Source organism: Diaphorobacter sp. J5-51, from assembly GCF_001023515.1.
GTDB lineage: Bacteria > Pseudomonadota > Gammaproteobacteria > Burkholderiales > Burkholderiaceae_C > Diaphorobacter > Diaphorobacter nitroreducens.
On record NZ_JSYI01000032.1, the window covers coordinates 188,101 to 202,750 of the forward strand.

At 70.0% G+C, this 14,650-nt stretch carries 11 protein-coding genes and 1 tRNA gene; 3 read left to right on the top strand and 9 right to left on the bottom strand.

What is annotated here, in order from left to right; all coding sequences use genetic code 11:
• Nucleotides 1-13 precede the first annotated feature (13 nt).
• Complete coding sequence (locus tag OX89_RS05220) at nucleotides 14-892, bottom strand: 3',5'-nucleoside bisphosphate phosphatase (protein ID WP_047349830.1); 879 nt, start codon at nucleotides 890-892, stop codon at nucleotides 14-16.
• Nucleotides 893-1,096: 204 nt separating this feature from the next.
• Here OX89_RS05220 and OX89_RS05225 point away from each other — a divergent pair.
• The 3 genes from OX89_RS05225 to OX89_RS05235 all read left to right on the top strand — a co-directional run.
• A partial coding sequence (locus OX89_RS05225) for a methyl-accepting chemotaxis protein (RefSeq protein WP_234305507.1) occupies nucleotides 1,097-2,237 on the top strand: 1,141 nt, incomplete at its 3' end.
• 190 nt (nucleotides 2,238-2,427) lie between these two features.
• The gene (locus OX89_RS05230; protein ID WP_047349831.1) at nucleotides 2,428-3,405 is read left to right on the top strand and encodes a GMP reductase; all 978 of its coding nucleotides are present in this window, start codon (nucleotides 2,428-2,430) and stop codon (nucleotides 3,403-3,405) included.
• Nucleotides 3,406-3,489: 84 nt separating this feature from the next.
• Nucleotides 3,490-3,565 (top strand) — tRNA-Lys (locus OX89_RS05235).
• Nucleotides 3,566-3,683: 118 nt separating this feature from the next.
• Here the strand turns inward: OX89_RS05235 and OX89_RS05240 are convergent.
• The 8 genes from OX89_RS05240 to OX89_RS05275 all read right to left on the bottom strand — a co-directional run bounded on the left by OX89_RS05240 (nucleotide 3,684) and on the right by OX89_RS05275 (nucleotide 14,643).
• The gene (locus OX89_RS05240) at nucleotides 3,684-4,904 is read right to left on the bottom strand and encodes an NnrS family protein (RefSeq protein ID WP_199856214.1); all 1,221 of its coding nucleotides are present in this window, start codon (nucleotides 4,902-4,904) and stop codon (nucleotides 3,684-3,686) included.
• Nucleotides 4,905-4,966: 62 nt separating this feature from the next.
• Nucleotides 4,967-5,800 (bottom strand): ATP-binding cassette domain-containing protein, encoded by an 834-nt coding sequence (locus OX89_RS05245; protein WP_047349832.1) that lies wholly within the window; start codon nucleotides 5,798-5,800, stop codon nucleotides 4,967-4,969.
• Complete coding sequence (locus tag OX89_RS05250) at nucleotides 5,797-6,588, bottom strand: ABC transporter permease (RefSeq protein WP_015914019.1); 792 nt, start codon at nucleotides 6,586-6,588, stop codon at nucleotides 5,797-5,799. Before OX89_RS05250 ends, OX89_RS05245 begins: the two co-directional genes overlap by 4 nt.
• Nucleotide 6,589: 1 nt before the next feature.
• Nucleotides 6,590-6,919, bottom strand: a complete 330-nt coding sequence (locus tag OX89_RS05255; RefSeq protein ID WP_015914020.1) for a DUF2149 domain-containing protein — start codon at nucleotides 6,917-6,919, stop codon at nucleotides 6,590-6,592.
• Nucleotides 6,916-7,461: a MotA/TolQ/ExbB proton channel family protein gene (locus OX89_RS05260; protein WP_047349833.1), complete on the bottom strand. Its 546-nt coding sequence runs from the start codon at nucleotides 7,459-7,461 to the stop codon at nucleotides 6,916-6,918. The genes OX89_RS05255 and OX89_RS05260 overlap by 4 nt, the downstream gene beginning before the upstream one ends.
• 13 nt (nucleotides 7,462-7,474) lie before the next feature.
• Nucleotides 7,475-11,485, bottom strand: coding sequence for a cobaltochelatase subunit CobN (cobN, locus tag OX89_RS05265; RefSeq protein ID WP_047349834.1), 4,011 nt, complete (start codon nucleotides 11,483-11,485; stop codon nucleotides 7,475-7,477).
• An 84-nt stretch (nucleotides 11,486-11,569) separates the two neighbouring features.
• Nucleotides 11,570-13,528 carry a TonB-dependent siderophore receptor gene (locus OX89_RS05270; protein WP_047349835.1) on the bottom strand — a complete coding sequence of 653 codons (1,959 nt, stop codon included), beginning with the start codon at nucleotides 13,526-13,528 and terminating at the stop codon, nucleotides 11,570-11,572.
• Complete coding sequence (locus OX89_RS05275; protein WP_047349836.1) at nucleotides 13,513-14,643, bottom strand: ABC transporter substrate-binding protein; 1,131 nt, start codon at nucleotides 14,641-14,643, stop codon at nucleotides 13,513-13,515. The genes OX89_RS05270 and OX89_RS05275 overlap by 16 nt, the downstream gene beginning before the upstream one ends.
• Between the last annotated feature and the right edge of the window lie 7 nt (nucleotides 14,644-14,650).

Genomic DNA, 14,650 nt, shown 5'->3' on the forward strand with positions numbered 1-14,650 from the left:
AGGGGCGCGGCGGTCAGCCGGCAGTGGTGCGGGGGGCGCGCAGGATGCGATCGGACAACAGCTCCCACACGGGGGTGAGCTGGCCTGGCAAATCCGGCAGGGCGCCCAGATCGGTGTGTGATTCGTTCGGGCTGTGGAAGTCGCTGCCGCGCGAGGCGGCCATGCCGAACTCCTGCGCCATGGCGGCGTACACGGGATATTCGGATGGCGTATGGCTGCCGGTCACCACTTCCACGCCCTGGCCGCCGTGCTGCTTGAACTCGGAAAACAAGGCGTATTCCTCATTCGCCGTGAATCGGTAGCGTGCAGGATGGGCGATCACGGCCATGCCGCCGGCCTCGCGGATCCAGCGCACCGCATTGCCCAGCGTGGCCCAGCGGTGGGGTACGTAGCCGGGGTTGCCCTCGGTGAGAAAGCGCCGGAACACTTCGGAGGTGTCATGGCACACGCCGGTCTCCACGAGGAAGCGGGCAAAGTGCGTGCGCGAGACCAGTTCAGGGTTGCCCGCGTAGCGCAACGCCCCTTCGAATGCGCCGCGGATACCCACGTGCGCGAGTTGCTGCGCCATCTCCTGTGCCCGTTCGCCGCGCCCGCCGCGCGTGGCCGCGAGGCCCTGGGCGAGTTGTGCATTGTCCGGGTCGAACCCCAGTCCCACGATATGCACCGTGGTGTCGGCGAAGGTGACCGAGATCTCTGTGCCCGTGAGGTAGTCCATGCCCAGCGCGTGCGCGGCGGCGGCGGCGCGGTGCTGGCCGCCGATCTCGTCATGATCCGTCAGCGCCCACAGCGCTACACCGTTGGCATGCGCACGGGCTGCCAGCGCTTCGGGTGTGAGGGTGCCGTCAGACACCACGGAGTGGCAGTGGAGGTCGGCATTGAGGAGGATGGACACGATTTCATTTTAGGGGGAGCCAGCAGGGCATGTTGTCGTGGTGGTTACAACCGGGTGACAAAGGCGTTGTGAGGCGTCGGTGATCGATAGTTTGTAATTAAATGTGTGTAAATGAGACAATATGGGGGTTTACCCTTGCTGCCGACCAATCGCAGCACGGCCCTCAACAGCCCACGGCGCCTGGCGCCCCTGATTGCGTAGAACATGAACTTCAACCATTTCCCCGTCGCCCGCAAACTGTGGGGCCTCGTCCTGGGGCTCCTGGTCTCCATGCTGCTTTTGCTGGCGGGCCTGTTGGCCTACACCGCCCAGCTCGATGATGAGGCGGCGCGCATCGTGCAGGCCAACGAAGACCGCATCAGCCTGGCCCTGCGCTGGAAAGGGCTGACCACGCTGGCCGTGGACCAGTCCGTGAGCGCGCTGGCCTCGGCCGACGAGACCCTGGCGTCGGGCCTGCAGAAGAAAGCCAAGCAGGGGATCGAGGCCATCAATGCCCTGCAAAAACAGGTGGAGGCTGTGGCCTTCTCTGCGGAGGACAAGGCCCAGATGGAACGCGTGGCCGCCGCCCGCAAGGTGGTGCTGGACGCGCTGGCGGAGGCCACCAAGGCCCGGGCCGAAGGCGACTTCGCCCGCACGCTGACCCTGGTGGACAGCAAACTGCTGCCCGCCGTGGAGCGCTATGTGGGCGAACAGGACGCCTTCGTCCAACTGCAAGAACGCCAGCGCGACGCCGCCAAGCAAGAGGCCCAGGCCTTGCACCAGCGCGCCATGTGGATGGGCGCGGGCATCGCCGCGGTGGTGGTGGTCTTGGGCCTGGTGTTGGCGAATCTGCTCGTGGGCTCCATCACGCATCCCCTGGAGCGGGCCGTGGGGCTGGCTAACGCGATTGCCGGTGGCGACTTGACGCAAGACGTGCACGATGACCGTCGTGACGAACTGGGCCACCTGCTGCGCTCGCTGTCGGCCATGGGAGCACGTCTGCGCGGCGTGGTGGGCGAAGTGCGCTCGGGCGTGGAATCGGTCTCGGCGGCGTCCAGCCAGATCGCCACGGGCAACCACGACCTGTCTGCGCGAACCGAGCAGACCGCGGCCAACCTCGAAGAGACGGCCGCCAGCATGGAAGAGCTCACCGCCACCGTCACCCAGTCGGCCGACACCGCGCGCCAGGCCAACCAACTCGCCGCCAACGCCGCGCAGGCCGCAGAGCGTGGCGGCGAAGTGGTGGGCCAGGTGGTCACCAGCATGCAGCAGATCACCGAATCCAGCCGCAAGATCGCCGACATCATCGGTGTGATCGATGGCATTGCCTTCCAGACCAACATCCTGGCGCTGAACGCCGCCGTGGNCGAAGGCAGCGCGGCGGGTAGAATCAATCACCGGGCCCAAGTTTCTTGCGCCCGGTTTTTTTGTGCCTGCGCACTGCAGGGACCGGCCCGGCCATCACGCCTGCGGCCCGCAAAAGCCGGAAAGCAAGCCAAGCGCCCCATCGCCCGCGAAATCCCTCGCGCGCGACCTCTACAGGAGCTTGGAACCTCATGGAAATCTTCGACTACGACAACATCCTGCTGCTGCCGCGCAAGTGCCGCGTGGAAAGCCGCTCGGAGTGCGACACCAGCGTGGAGCTGGGCGGGCGCCGCTTTCGCCTGCCCGTGGTGCCCGCCAACATGAAGACGGTGGTCGACGAGAAGATCTGCACCTGGCTGGCGCAGAACGGCTACTTCTACGTCATGCACCGCTTTGACCTGGACAACGTGCAATTCGTCAAGGACATGCATGCACAAGGGTGCTTCGCATCGATCTCGCTCGGGGTGAAGCAGCCCGACTACGACACGGTGGAGCGCTTTGTGGCCGAGGGCATCTGCCCCGAGTACATCACCATCGACATCGCGCACGGCCACGCCGACAGCGTGAAGAACATGATCACGTACCTGAAGGCCAAAATCCCCGCGGCCTTCGTGATCGCCGGCAACGTGGGCACGCCCGAGGCCGTGATCGACCTGGAGAACTGGGGCGCGGACGCGACCAAGGTAGGTATCGGCCCTGGCAAGGTGTGCATCACCAAGCTCAAGACCGGCTTCGGCACGGGCGGCTGGCAGTTGTCGGCGCTGAAGTGGTGCGCGCGCGTGGCCACCAAACCCATCATTGCCGACGGCGGCATCCGCAGCCACGGCGATATTGCCAAAAGCGTGCGCTTTGGCGCCACGATGGTGATGGTGGGCTCGCTGTTCGCGGGCCACGAAGAATCGCCCGGCAAGACCGTGGAAGTGGATGGCGAGCTGTACAAGGAGTACTACGGCTCGGCGTCCGACTTCAACAAGGGCGAGTACAAGCACGTCGAGGGCAAGCGCATCCTGGAGCCCATCAAGGGCAAGCTGGCGGACACCCTGACCGAGATGGAACAGGACATCCAGAGCTCCATCAGCTATTCGGGCGGCAAAAAGCTCATGGACATCCGCAAGGTGAATTACGTGATCCTGGGCGGCGACAACGCTGGCGAGCACCTGTTGATGTAAATTTTTCGGCCGACGTCGCAGCGAGGCGAAAAAAATGGTGCATAATCCATGGCTGTGCTGCAACGCGGCACCTCTGAAAAGAGAGGGCTCTTAGCTCAGTTGGTAGAGCAGCGGACTCTTAATCCGTTGGTCGAGTGTTCGAGTCACTCAGGGCCCACCAAAGACAGCCAAGCCGAATCCGCAGCGCGGATTCGGCTTTTTTCATGGCGATCTGGGCTCCACGCCAGCCCGGCTCTCCCGCCCCTTCGCCCGCTTGATGCGGGCCTTCTCCTCCCCACCTATTCAGGCCCATCGCACCCCTGGCGCCCATCGCTGCGCGGCCGCCACAGCGGCGGGCCGATGCGCCACAGAACGGCCAGGAAGGCCAGGCACCAACCTGCAGCCGCCAGGGCCAGCCAGCCACCTCCCCCGCCCATCCCGCCAGCGGCCGCACGCACGGCCGTCGCCACCAGCAGCGCGGCCGCGCCCAGGGGCACCCACCGCCCGGGGTCCGGTGCCAGACCGGCGTGGGCACGCCCGGCGATGGCGATCACCACGTAAATGCCCAGCCCCACCGTGCCCATGCCAATCAGGTGCCGGCCTGCAGCGGTACCGGGAAGGACACCCAGATGCGCCAGCCCCAGCGCGCCATAGCCCAGGGCCATGCAGGCGTACATGGCGTAGAGCAGCAGCGGAAACCGCCGACGCCACAGGGCGGCACCGACGTGCCAGTCACCCATCAGGTGAAAGACCGCCGCCGAGGCAGCCAGCGCCAGCCAGCCCGCCAGCGCGCTCGCCGGGCGCAGGAACTCGGCCGCGGTGTACAACGTGATGCACAGTGCCGCCAGGTGGCGCCGCGGCGGGCGGGCCACGTAGGGAGCGGCACCCGGCGTGACCTCCTCGATGGCGCGGTTCACGATGCGCATCGAAATGCGGCTGGCCGCCACCACGATGAGCAACATGAGCACGCCCAGTGCCGCATGCAGCCACCGCAGCCCCGCCATGCCGCGCAGCGCATCGGCGTAGAAGCCCGCCGCCGTTGCTGCCAGAGCCAGCAGCAGCACGCCAAACGACCCGTGCCGTCGCCCTTGCGGGCTGCGCAGCGCGGGTGCCAACACCGCCAGCAGCGCCAGCGGCAGGCCCACCTGCGCCGCGGCCGCCAGCCACAACGCCGCACCGCCGGCATGGCCTGACACCCAAAACCCCAGCCGGCCACACAGCCACAGCAGCACCAGCGCGCGCAACTGGCTTCGCGTGGCGCCAGGCCTGCCGGTGAACTCCGGCAGCGCCGTCAACGCAAAGCCCGCCACCGCCGCCATGGCAAAGCCGTAGACCAGTTCATGCACATGCCACACCAGCGGCCCGCCGACCACCCGGGGCACGGGCCAGCCCAGCGCCAGCACGAAGGCCCACCAGCCCAGCAGGCCGATGGCCGCCACCATGGTCAATACAAAGAAGGGGCGCATGCCGCACATCCAGATGGGATGGCCGCTGCGCAGCAGGTTCGCGGGGTGATTCATTTCAAAAAAAGGAGCTGCTCGCGCTTTCCCTGCAATGGCTGGCGGCATTTTTCATATCAATTTCAACAACCACTACGCTGCGGCCCGCCGACCATGGCGGCGGTGGCGTGCCACGTGCCCGCAGCCGCCACGCTGTCGTCCGCGTCCGTGGCGGAGCCCGCCCTGTCGGGCAACCCGAACGCGGCACGCACCGCGGGATGCTGCTGCAACTCCGCCGCGCAGCGGTGCACCAGCGCGTCGCCACGCGCTACCGCCGCGCCGGGCGGGTGGTAGCGCGCCACGATGCGGCCCGGCGATGCGGCCATCACCAGCACCTCGTCCGCCAGCCGAACGGCTTCCATCAGGTCGTGTGTAATCAGCAGCACGGCCATGCCCGTGTGCGCCTGCCGGGCCAGCAGCAACTGGTGCAACTGGCTACGCAGGCCCACATCCAGCGCGGCAAAGGGCTCGTCCATCAGCAGCAGCGCGGGTGCCAGCACCAGCGCGCGCGCCAGCGCCGCGCGGCTTTGCATGCCGCCCGACAACTCGGCCGGGTACTGCGCCAGCGCCGCAACCGGCAGGCCCAGGGCCTGCGCCATCTCGGCGGCCTGGCGGTGGCGCTCGGCTCGCGCGGCCCCTCGGGCCTTCAGGCCCAGTGCAATGTTGTCGCGGGTGGTCATCCACGGCAGCAGCCGCGGCTGCTGGAACATCACCGCGGTGGGCTGCAGGGGCTGCTCGATGCGGCCCTGCTGCGACGCCAGCAAGCCGGCGCACAGGTGCAGCAGCGTGGTCTTGCCGCAGCCCGAGGGGCCCACCAGCGCAACGATGCGCCCTGGTGGCACCTGCAAATCGATGCCTTGCAACACCATCGCCGGCCCGTAGGCGTGGTGCAGCGCCTCAATCTGCAAGCCGCTCATGTGCCGGCTCCCCGCCAACGCTCCAGCTCGCGCTTGATGGGCTCCAGCAGCGCGTACTCGAGCACCAGCAGGCTGCCCACGACGGCGCAGATCCAGGCCAGCGATGCGCCCGTGTCCAGGTGCGAGCGCGTCACCGCCAGCGCCGCGCCCACGCCGTCGCTGGTGGCCAGCAGTTCGGCCATCACGGCCACTTTCCACGACGAGCCCAGCGCCGTGATCCACGCGGGGAAGAGGTACGCCGCCACATGCGGCAGGTACAGATCGGTGAGGCGCATGCGCCAGGGCAGGCGATAGGCGCGCGCCATGTCCTTGAGGTGGTGGTCCAGCGTGCGCGTGCCCTGCAGCGCGCCGATGAACACCACCGGCAGGCAGGCCACGAACACCGTGAACACCGGCGTGCCATCCCCCGCGCCGAACCACAGCATGGCCAGCACCAGCCAGGCGATGGGCGGCATGCCCAGCAGCAGCGTGACCCAGGGCCGCGCCATCATCGAGGCCGTCATCGACAGCCCCGCCAGCAGCCCCAGCGCACTGCCCACGGTCACCGCCAGCAGCAGGCCGGCAAGCGCACGCCGCGCGGTCACGGCCAGCTCGGGCCAGGCAACGCCCGATTGCACCAGGCCCCACAGGGTGGCGAAGGTGGTCATCGGGTCGGGCAGGATCAGCGGGCCATACAAGCCCGCGCCCAACTCCCACAGCGCCACGAACAGCAGCAGGCTGGCAGCCGCGCCCCAGCCGCTCCAGAGGTACGCGGGAATGCCGCGCAGCCAGCGCCAGGCAAGGCCCATGTCAGCCGCCCTCCCCCGGCTCGGGCACGTAGACCATGGAGCCGTCCTTGAGCCGGTAGGCCACGCCGGCCTTGGCGCCCTCGCCCTCCCCGATCTCGCCGCTGGCGCGGTAGCGGTCGATCTTGCGGCCGTCCTTCACGATCACCTCCATGCTGGGCTGGCCGGGGTTCTTGATGACGGTGACCGATTCGCTGCCAAAAGGATTGACCGCACTGTTGGCCACCGCCAGCAGCAGCGCCGCGATGATGACCAGGAACACATCGATGAGGTTGACGACCGAGAGGATGGGGTCATCCGTCTCCGTGTCGTCCAGCAGGCGCAGGCGGCTCATTGCACCCCCTCCATCGCCAGCGCGGCCACGGGGTCGTGCACGGGCGCCGGCGCGGGCGGCTGCACCGGCGCACCCTGTTCGATGACGGCCAGGTCCACGGCATACCAGCGCCGGCGCACGTTGACCACGGCATAACTGATGGCCGCCGCCAGCAGCGCGAGGATCACCGCCGAGAACGCCACCATGAGGTTGCGCGAGACGTCGGCCAGTTGCCCGTCGGCCAGTGCCATGAGCGCAGGCCCCATGGGGATCATGGTGGCCACCAGACCCAGCATGGGCGCCACGCGGGTGGCAATGCGGGCGAACTCCAGCCGCTTCGTGGCCAGCGCCTCCAGGTCGATCAGCGAAAGCGCCGGATTGCGCGCCCGCGCGGTGGCCAGTTCAAACCCGCCGGGCTGGCCCCGGTGGCGCTGCCACGCCTGCCATGCGAAAGCCCCCAGCGCATAGAACGCATGCACGAACAGCAGCGCGATGGCGATGAGCACGGGATAGAGGAAAAGCTGGCTGGCGACGTACATCGCCGATTCGATCGGATTGGTCATGGTGTATCGAGGTTCAATGGGATGGAACAAGGGTGCGCCGGCGCTGGCGCAGGGCGCCTGCCGCGGTGATGGCCGCAAGCAGCAGCCCCAGCGCGGCCGTGGCCAGCGTGGGTCGGGGGGGCTGCACCGGCTCCACGGGTGCCAGGCGCATGCCCGTTACCGTGGGCGGTGGCGGCACGGGTTCGGGGGCCGGATCGGGCGGGGCCTGCGGCTCAGGCACCGTCGGCGCTTGCGGGGCCACGGATGGCGTTGCCGTGGGACGCGCGGCGCGCGCAGGCGACTGCAGGCCGAAGCCCATCGCGGCGGCCTGCGGCGCCCCCTCGGCAACGAAGGACGCAAAGCGCGCGTTGTCGCTGCGCACGTCGAAGCGCCGCGACAGGTCGCGCCAGCGGCTCTTGAGGGTCTGCAGCGTTTGCGCATCGGCCTGCCAGTAGCCCTGGCGCGCGGCCTCCAGCATGCGCTCGATGGTCTGCGCCAGGGCGTGCGGGTTGTGCTGCTCGAACCAGGCATCCAGGCCCAGGCGGTGCTTGTCGCGCACGTAGACGTCGGCCATCTCCTGCCACTGGTCGTCGCGCACGATCTCACGCGCTACGGCCGTCCAGCCCCAGAAGTTGTTGGTGGCGTCCAGCACCTGCAGCGTGCCCGCGTAGCCTTCCTTCATCAGGCCCTGGATGTAGCCGGGGTGGAACTGGCGCGTCGCCAGCTCCTTGGCGAGAAACTGCGCCGCGCCTTCCACGCGCCCGCTGCCCGGCCCGCGCAGGTTGCTGATGAGCAACTGCGGAGCCTTGCCGTCGAGGTGGCGCACGGCCAGCGCAATGCCGCCCAGGTACTGGAACGGGTCGTCCGTGGTCAGCATGCCGTAGGTGTTGGAGCTGCGCGAGAGCACGGCGGCCTGCGTGCCGCGCAGGTGCTCGGCATAGAGGTTGCCCGTCCCGTCCTTGCCGCCGCGTTGCGCGGCAGGCAGGCTGCCCCACTCGGACTCGTCGGGCCCGTAGGCGTACTGCATGCGCGAGAGATAGAGCTGCGCGAGCTTGCGGTCGCCCTCGGCCTTGCCCTGCCAGGTGTCGGTGGCCAGCACCGCGTCGTCCAGCCCCGTGCCGTAGCGGCCCGACTCGGAAGAGAAGATGCGTGTCTGGCCCGCGCGCAGCGCCACGCCCTCCGCCATGCCGCGCGCGCGCAGCCGCTGGGCGATGGCGCGGGCGTTGGCCGCCACGGGGTTGTCGGGCTCGTCGGCCTGCGCGGCCAGCTGCGCGGCGCGCGCAAGCTGCTGCATGGCGTTGGGGAAATGGTCGCGGTACAGGCCGGTGGCCGACAGCACCACGTCCACCCGCGCACGGGCGAGCTGCTTGCGCGGCACCAGCCGCACGCCGGTGACGCGCCCGCCCTGGTCCCACACCGGCTCCACCCCCATGAGCCACAGCGCCTGCGCCTCCAGCATGCCCTGGTGGCGCATGGTTTCCACCGACCAGAGCGAGAAGGTGACCTTGGTGGGCGCGGTGCCGCCATGCTGTTCACGGTAGGCGGCAATGAGCTGCTCGGCGGCCTGCTTGCCGGCCTCCCAGGCCTGCGGGGTAGGCACGCGCGAAGGGTCGAAGCCATACAGGTTGCGGCCCGTCGGGTAGGCGTCGGGGTTCTTGAGCGAATCGCCGCCGTAGGACGTGGGCAGGTGCCGCCCCGCCAGCACGGCGAGCAGCGCCGGCAGTTCGTTCTGTGCGCCGATGGCCTGCCACCACTGCCGCGCCTGGGTCATGTGGTGTCGCAGCGGCGCGGGCAGCGCATCGTCGGCTTCGCCCTCCAGCAGATGGCGCGCCAGCAGGCGGTAGGGCACGGTCTGCGCCATGCGCTCGTAGTCGCCCACCAGGGCTTCGTCGATGTCCTCGGCCGGTGTGCCCGCATGGCGCGCGGCCGCCTCCCAGTAAGGGCGGCCCAGCATCAGCAGCACGGTGCCCAGGCGGTGCGCGTCGGCCGGCGCGGTGCCCAGCGTGTGCAGGCCCAGGGGCTGGGCGGTCTCGGCCAGTTCGTGCAGGTGCGCATGCAACTGGTTGACGAAGCCCGCGAAGTCGGCGCGCGCCTGCGCGGCGGTGAGGCCCATGTCGGCCACGATGCGCTGCTTCTCGGCGCCCCCCAGCAGATCGGCGGCGATGCGCTCCTTCACCGCACCCTCGTCCTGCGCCACCCAGGCGTGCAGCAGGTCGTGCAGCGCGGTGAGCTGCGCATGCAGCCCCGCGGGCTGAAACGGCGGCGTTTGGTGGCTCACGATCACCGCGCGCCCGCGCCGGCGCGCCTGCTGCGCCTCGCCGATGTTGTCGGCGATGTAGGGGTAGGCCACGGGCACGTCGTCCACGGCCAGCATGCCGGGGTCGGTTACGGCCAGGCCGCGCTCCTTGCCCGGCAGCCATTCCTGGCTGCCGTGCGTGCCAAAGTGCACGAAGGCATCGCCCACGTTCCGCCGCGCCCACAGGTACACGGCCAGGTAGTGGTGGGAAGGCCAGGCGCTGGTGGAGTGGTAGAGCGACTTCTCCTTGTCTGCCCACTTTTCGCCACGCGGCGGCTGCGGCAGCAGCGCCACTTTGCCCAGCATGAGGCGCGGGATGACGAAGAACGCCTGGCCGCCTTCGCGCACCACCATCGACGAGTCCTCGGGTGCGCCCCAGCTCTTGTGCAGCGCATTGCGCGTGGCCGCGGGCAGCGTGGCGAGCCAGGCGCGGTATTCCTGCACCGGCAGGCGGTCGGCCAGACCATCGCGCAGCAAGGGCGCCAGCATGCCGTCGCGGTAGGCGGGCGTGAGCAGGCGCTGCAGCTGCGCGATCAGCGGCTGCTCGTCCGCGGCCTGGGTGTCGTAGCCCGCCCCGCGCAGCGCGGCCAGCGTGGCCTGCAGGCTGCGCGGCACGTTGAGGAACGAGGCCGACAGGTTCTTCTCCCCCGGCGGGTAATTCCAGAAGAACACGGCGATGCGCTTGTCGGCGTTCGCCTTGCGCTGCAGCGCCACCAGGTTGATCGCCTTGCCGACGACGGCGGCGGCCTGCGCGGCGATGGGCACGACCTGCTCGTCCCCCGCGCGCGTGGCGGCGGCCACCTGGATGTCCACCACGCCCGCGTACTCGGCCTGGGCCAGGTAGAAGGGCACGTCCATGAGGGCCACGCCCTGCGGGCTGGCGGCCCACGCGGCCTCGTCGCCCCGCCGGTAGGGCATGGCCTGCAGCACGGGCATGCCCATCCGCGTGAACTCGGCGCGCCGCTCGTCGGCGTTCAACATGATCTGCGTGTTGATGAGCACGTCGGCCAGCACCGGCGTGCCCGCGCCGCCGGGCTGCAGCACGCGCGTGACGCCGCCCGGGTCGAGCATGGGCGTGTAGAACGCCAGCGCCGTGGCGCCAGCGGCTTCGATGCGCGCGATGAGGTCGTCGATGAATGCCGTCTGCATCGAGGCGATGTACTGCTGGTGCAGGGCGATGGCGACCACGGGGCGGCGCTGGCCGTCCGTGGGGTCGACGCCCTGCGCGCGCAGGTAGGCGGCGGGGTCGGCCGTCACCAGGCCCGGCGCGCGCGGGTGGTAGATGCCGGTTTTGGGGAACACCACGGGCGGCGCAGCGGCGGCCAGCGCGTCGCGCCCCTGCAGCTGCGCCGCCAGCGTGGCGAAGAACCCCTCGAAGTTCTGGCGCCCGCCGCTGGCGTAGTAGCGCACGAGCCGCTGCGCCACGGCCTCGGGCAGGCTGCCGCCCCAGGCGGGACGCGCGTCGTACAGCCAGGCATGCGGCACTGCCAGGGCGGGCAGCGCGCGCGTGAGCCGCGCGCGCACCTCGTCCTGCAGGTAGCTGTCGAAGAACACCGCGTCATGCCCACGCCACAGCCCGCCGTCCACGTCGGCGGGCAGGCTGCCCAGGAAGCGCACCTCCACGGTCAGCCCGTGCGGGCGCGCGATCTCGGCCAGCTGGTGGAACTTGCCAGCCGGTACGTTGCCCGTGGCAATGAACAGCACCGATGCCGCCTGCGCCGCGCCCGCAAGCAGCAGCATCAGGCCCATCAACCATTTTTTAACCAAATCGACCTCCGCCCTTGTGTATCAAGCGCAAGCAGCTATCAAAACAATACCGCCCGCGCAAAGCGTTCAGAAATCCAGCCGCGCACTCACGAAGACGCGGCGGCCCTGTTCGGCATAGCCGAACGCGGGGGACTTCTCCGCCAGGCGCAGATCGCCCAGGTTCTCCAGGCCGGCGCGCAGGTTCAGCCGCTGGTGCGCGCCCAGCGCCCAGGCGCGCCCCACGCTCGCGTTCCACAGCGTGTAAGCGGGCAGGCGCTGGCCGGAACTGGTCTGGCGGCCCGTGTACTCGGCGCCCAGCTGCGCGTCCCAGCCCGCCACGCGCCACGCCAGGCGCGAGGCCACGCTGGTGTCCGGCCGGTCGGACAGGCGCTCGCCCGTGGCCTTGTCACGGGTGCGCAGCAGCGTGGCGTCCATGCTCCAGCGCACCGCATCCGTGATGGCCCAGGTGAAGCCGGCCTCCAGGCCCTGGATGCGCGCCGCGTCCACGTTGTCGTAGAGGTAGGTGCGGCGCGTGCCCACCTGCTGGATCAGGCGGTAGGTGATGAGCTGCTTGACCTCGGTATGGAACGCGGTGGCGCGCAGCGACCAAGCGGGGCTGACCTGCCAGTCGGCCCCGATCTCGAAGGAGTTGGAGGTCTCCGGCTGGATGTCGGCGTTGCCCCGGAAGGTGTGCGGCCCCTCGGCGCCCACATAGTTCGGCGAGATCTGCTTGAGCGTGGGCGCCTTGAATGCATGTCCCAGGCCGCCCTTGACCACCAGCGCGGGGCTGGCCTCCCACACCAGGTAGGCGCGGGGGCTCAGCTCGGAGCCGAAGATGCCGTGGTGGTCCGCGCGCAGGCCCAGCGTGGCCAGCAGGTTCGTGCCCAGCGCGAACTCGTCCTGCACGAACAGGGCCTTGTGCGACACGTCGTCGCGCCCGTTCAGCAGGCCGGAATTCACCAGCTCTTCATTGCGCCACTCGCCGCCCACGGTGACCTGGTGGCCACCCCAGCGGGTGGTGGCGTGGCCGTCCACCACATCGTCCGTCATGTCCTGCGCCCGCGTGGGGCTGACGCCGTTGGTGCGGCTGTTGCGCACGCTGATCTCGCTGCGGTAGGCGCGTGCCTGCGCCTTCCAGGCGCCTATCTCGCCCTTCCACCCCACGTGCGTCTGGCGGCGGTCGAGGTCATAGCGGTTGGCATAGGGGCGCGTGCCGCTCACGTCGTCGTAAAAGCGCCGCTCCTCGCCATCGGTCACGCCGGCCTCCAGCCGGTGGCCGGGCGCCAGGTCCAGCTCGGCGTTCAGCCCCAGGCTGCTCGGCTTGCGGCCCTCGATCTCGCTGTAGCGCGGGTCCTCGCGCTGCCCCACGGCGTCGCGGTGGGCGTACTCGGCATTCACCGACAGGCGCAGCCGGTCGTTCAGTGGGCCCGCCGCAAACAGCGAGGCGCCCCCTTCGGCCGCGGCCTCGCCGCCGGCGGGGAAGGCGGCGTTGAAGCCCAGCGAGCCGATCCAGCGGTCGCCCGGCTTGCGCGTGATGATGTTGACCACGCCGCCCAGCGCCTCGGACCCGTACAGCGCCGACATCGGCCCGCGGATGATTTCCACACGCTCGATGGCCGACACCGGCAGCCAGCCGTACTGGTAGTCGGAATGGCCGATCACGTCGTCGCTCGCGCTGATGCGCCGTCCGTCGATGAGTGTGAGCGTGTGCCTGCCCTCCAGCCCGCGCAGCGCGAGCGTCTTGCGCCCGCCCACCTGGCGCGCGCTGAAGGTGATGCCCGGCGCGCCGCGCACGGCGTCCAGCAGGTCGGCCGCGTTGCGCTCGGCGAGGTCCTGCGCGGTGATCACGGTGACGCTGGCGGGCGCCGTGCGAGCGTCCTGCTCGGTCAGTGTGGCGGTCACGGTGACGGGCGCCAGGGCGGTGGCGGTGGCGGCGGGGGCCTCGGCCGCGGCCTGGGCACGCACGGCGCCCGACAGGCACAGCAAGGCGGCCAGGGCCAGCGGATGGCGACGGCAAAGGGTCACATGGATCAAGTGGTGTGGCATGAACGTCCTGAGGAAAGACCGCAGTGGCTGGACGCTGGCGCCGCATTGCTGGCGTGGGGCTGGGCGGGAGAGTGGAAGAAACCGGAGTCGGGCAGCCGCCCGCCCAGCAGCGCGGGGTCGCGCGCGAGCAGTTGCTGGAAGAAGAAGTCGACCTCGGCGCGCGCCCGCTGCGCCGGCACCGCGTCCAGCTGGCTGGTGGCCAGCGCGTCGGCCACGGCGTCGGGGGTCAGCAGGTCGATGCGTGCGGCCACCATGCGGCCGCACTCCTGGGGATGGGCGCGGCACCAGGCGACGGAGCGCGCATAGGCTGCGTCCACGGCCGCGAGCGCGGCGCCTTGCCCGCGCAGGGCGCCCACAGCGGCAATACCCGCCTGCGGGATGCGCGGCGCGCGCTGGAACACACGGCCCCATTCCTGCTGCAGATCGGCGCCGCGGTGCAGCGCGGGCGCCACCAGCCCGAGGGGAAAGGACTGCGTCTTGCGCAGCGCCAGGGACACGGCGGGCTCCGACAGCAACGCATGGCGCACCCGGCGTGTGATGAGCAACTGCATGGCTTCCATGGGCGTGGGCACGTAGCGCACGCGGAAGTCGCGCCGCACGTCCAGCCCCTGCCGGGCGGTAAGCAGTTGCAGCATCAGATCCGGCATGTCGCCGCGGAAAGGCACGGCGATTTCCTCGCCGCGAAAATCCGCCAGCGTGCGCCGCGCGCCATCACGCGTGACGATCCACAGCGCGCCCCAGGTGGAGATGCTCAGCAGCGTGACGCCCGCGCCACGGTTGTAGAGGTTGGCCGCCACGTTGCTGGGCATGGCCAGCACATCCGCCTTGCGGCCCAAGGCCATCACGCGCAACTGGTCGGGGTCGCGCCAGGGGGTGAACTCCACACGCTCGGCCACGCCCGCCAGCGCCTGAGTCTCGGCCATGTGGATCAGGGGCGCCGAGACGATGGCTGGCGGCCCGGCCAGCACCAGGCGGGCCAGCGGCGCGGCAGGAGCGGCAGGCGCAGCGGGAGCCGCCGCGCCCCATGCCGGCAACCCGGCGAGCGCGAACGCACCCGAGGTCTGCAGCAGGCGGCGGCGGCCCTGGTCAACGGACTGCACAGGGTTCGTCAGCATCGCATCT